The 3,122-nt window shown below is 31.0% G+C and carries 4 protein-coding genes and 1 pseudogene; 1 reads left to right on the top strand and 4 read right to left on the bottom strand.

Annotation, left to right across the window (positions count from 1 at the left end):
• Window positions 1-392, top strand: a pseudogene (locus tag V2H77_RS00935) (DNA-packaging protein); the annotation flags it as partial.
• 350 nt (window positions 393-742) lie between these two features.
• Here the strand turns inward: V2H77_RS00935 and V2H77_RS00940 are convergent.
• The 4 genes from V2H77_RS00940 to V2H77_RS00955 all read right to left on the bottom strand — a co-directional run.
• The gene (locus tag V2H77_RS00940; RefSeq protein WP_341497298.1) at window positions 743-1,519 is read right to left on the bottom strand and encodes an ABC-2 family transporter protein; all 777 of its coding nucleotides are present in this window, start codon (window positions 1,517-1,519) and stop codon (window positions 743-745) included.
• Window positions 1,506-1,982, bottom strand: a complete 477-nt coding sequence (locus tag V2H77_RS00945) for an ABC-2 family transporter protein (RefSeq protein ID WP_341497299.1) — start codon at window positions 1,980-1,982, stop codon at window positions 1,506-1,508. The genes V2H77_RS00940 and V2H77_RS00945 overlap by 14 nt, the downstream gene beginning before the upstream one ends.
• Before the next feature lie 29 nt (window positions 1,983-2,011).
• On the bottom strand, window positions 2,012-2,383 hold the full coding sequence (locus V2H77_RS00950; RefSeq protein ID WP_341497300.1) for a hypothetical protein: 372 nt from the start codon (window positions 2,381-2,383) through the stop codon (window positions 2,012-2,014).
• The coding region (locus tag V2H77_RS00955; protein ID WP_341497301.1) for an ATP-binding cassette domain-containing protein at window positions 2,373-3,122 on the bottom strand (750 nt) is incomplete at its 5' end. The genes V2H77_RS00950 and V2H77_RS00955, both read right to left, overlap by 11 nt.

A 3,122-nucleotide genomic window follows, 5' to 3' on the forward strand; every position in this document is an offset into this window, starting at 1 on the left:
CACCTTTTAATAAATTACAATATCCGAAGTTGGCGGAAGCTTATCCTAGCGGTAGATTACCTGATTTAAGAGGGGAATTTATCCGCGGATGGGATGATAATCGAGGTGTTGATAGTGGTCGTGGGCTTTTATCTTGGCAGGGAGATGCAATCAGAAATATTACCGGGACAACTCAAGCTATACACGCTCAGATGGGCGGCGCTCCACAGACGCCTGTTGTGAGTGGGGTCATGGCATCGTCGCGATATGCTACGGCAGATACACGTTCAGCAAATGGCGGCAGTAGTACTGATCTTACCTATTTTGACATTGATGCATCAAGACAAGTCCCAACCGCTAACGAAAATAGGCCCCGCAACATAGCATTTAGCTACATTGTAAGGGCAGCATAATCCTAGTGGCTGTGGCCGTTTGCAGTAAGAATAAAGCCGGTTATTCCGGCTTTATTGAGGCTGACGGAAAACCGAGACAAAACTTTCTTGGCGCAACCAAATTTTCGGGTATAAAATAGATTTTATTATTTTTATATCTAAATGAAATTAATTCAGAAATACAAAAAGCGTCACCATTTCCAGCGGATATTGACACTAGCAATGCTGGCTTATGCACTAATTCGTTATCACTACATAATAAAATTAAATTTTTTAGTTATTTTAAGTTAATCTAAGAAATAACTAACTTTACCTGAATTAGAAAGCGATCTGTGGCTTCCTGAAATAATTCCCAATTTCATTACATTCCCTCACGTGATATATTTTGAATACCTTTTAACACCAATATCAAAAACCAATTTAGCTATAAAAATTAAAACCAATGTGACCAGAGTTTGAATAAAAAACCATTTCATACTCATTATTCCACTTGCTACTGAAGCTGGAACGCCCGTTATAAATAGACACGGAAGTATGAACATTAAAATAAAACGAACTGCGCCATGAAAAGATTGTTCAGGTCTCACCAATACTTTAAAACAAGGATTTGAGTTCTTAATACTAACTAATGAAGCTGTCCAAAATATTGTTGTTCTTATTATCCAGGTAATTGAAGTAAGTATTAAGACGCCTTCTAATGCCATTATAAGATGTAAAAAAACCAACAAAATATTAGTGCCAAGGTAAATGTGTACAGTGAAAAATAATACTAACGATAGGAATGACAACAAAAAATGCTCAAATGCAATATTTGTAGCGATATATAAAAATTGAGTATTTATAGGTAATGCTAAATGAGGTTCTAACTTTAATGACTTGACTTTTTTAACCAGCAATAAGCTTCCTTTACCAAATAAAAAAAGGTAAAAATTATCGACTAAACATACCGTGGTAAAAAATATAATAACAAATTCATCAGATAAAATATAACTTGAAGATTGTGAATTTAGAATAGCATACCAAAAAAAAGCTTGTGCTATATAGTAACTAAAATTAACAAAAGCGGATAACCAAAAATTTAATGGACTTTTTTTTGCTTCTGACAATCCACTTTTAAAACCAATAAATATAACTTTAAGCATTGCCATTATACCCTTGATTGTATTTTAACATATAATTCCAAATAAAATTAAAAATCATCATTAAACACACCATGACTAAAAACCCATTAAATATAAAATAAATAGATATTGAATTTGTTGCAATTTTAACTGGAATATAGGTAATATATTGAAATGGAATATAATTAAATATTGATTTTAAAGAATCACTAAACACGTCTAATGGTATTAACGCACCTGAAAGGACCCATGACAAAGTATCCTTAATAATGATAAAAGAGTACGAGCCTCTAAATTTGAATGCCATACATGACAATATCATTGTTAAATACAAGTTGATAAACAATCCTATACATAACGAAATAAATAGATATATAAAATTAGGAATGTCCTTTTGGTATATAATTATAAATGAAATTAACGGTGACATTATGAATAATCTAGCTAATATCTGTCCCAAAGCATACTCTGAATAATATATACCCGTCATCTTTCAAGTTGCCTCTTTGTTGGCTGCACTCACTCACCCCGGTCACATAGTTCTCTATGCTCCCGGGGATTCGCTCCCTTGCCGTCGCGATGCATCTTGAAATCCATTGGGTATAATAATATTGATTTTGGCATTATAATTAGTCTATCTATACTACCATCTTCAATATGGAACGATAAATTTTCTGGAAATCCGGTAATACTTGTCAATTGAAATATAATAACAGACCATAATATATAAGTTATTATTTCATCATGCGTATAGTTAACAAAGCCATTTGATTTTGTCATGGTATCCCAAAAAGATAGTTCAACCGCATATAATGTTACAATTATAAATAAGTAACCAAATATTATATTCTTAGCTCTAATGGTTTCAATAAAAGAAAATTTAATTATCACAGAAAAGTCCCTCTAAATATAGAGCATTCTTTTCTTTCGAGTTATTTTTATTTAGATTTATTTTTGATATTTCACCATCCTTCAAGAAGATAATATCTTTGCAAACATCCGCAATATCTATCATATTATGTGAGGTAATGAGTATTTTACTTTCATTATTCTGAGCATAATCTTTTAAGATATTGCGTAATAGAATTTGTGACTCTATATCTAATCCGATGGTTGGTTCATCTAATATCAGTAATTTTGGCTTATTAAGAAAGTGTATTAATAAGTTAGATTTCACAGATTGACCTAAAGAATATGTTTTTGTAGGTTTTTTTGCTATACTTCTAAGGTTCAACATTTCTATCATATTCTCAATACTATTTTTATCATAATTACGTTTATATATCTTAGAAAAAAGCTCAATATTTTCATAGAGAGATAACTCCTCCCAAAGCATTGATTTATTACCAAAAACGATACCAAGATTAGATAAAAGGTTACGAGATCTTCCATTTGAATCAATACCAAAAACAGTAATATTTCCAGAGTTTGGTGTTAAAATACCGGAAATTAGTTTTATTAAAGTTGTTTTTCCGGCGCCATTTTTCCCCAGTAATCCTATGATCTTGCTATCGTCAAATATTTCAATATTTATATTTTTAAATAAAACCACTTCGATTTCATTTAATGAAAATATATTTTTAAAAATATTTCTTTTAATTTCTCTACTTTTATAACTAAAGCATAAATC

The sequence above is a fragment of the Photorhabdus sp. P32 genome, assembly GCF_038085095.1.
GTDB classification, from domain to species: Bacteria; Pseudomonadota; Gammaproteobacteria; order Enterobacterales; family Enterobacteriaceae; genus Photorhabdus; species Photorhabdus luminescens.

Excerpts from the sequence above, each read along its gene's own strand:
- V2H77_RS00940 (WP_341497298.1), bottom strand. The coding sequence starts at position 1,519 with ATGGCAATGCTTAAAGTTATATTTATTGGTTTTAAAAGTGGATTGTCA.
- V2H77_RS00945 (WP_341497299.1), bottom strand. The coding sequence starts at position 1,982 with ATGACGGGTATATATTATTCAGAGTATGCTTTGGGACAGATATTAGCT.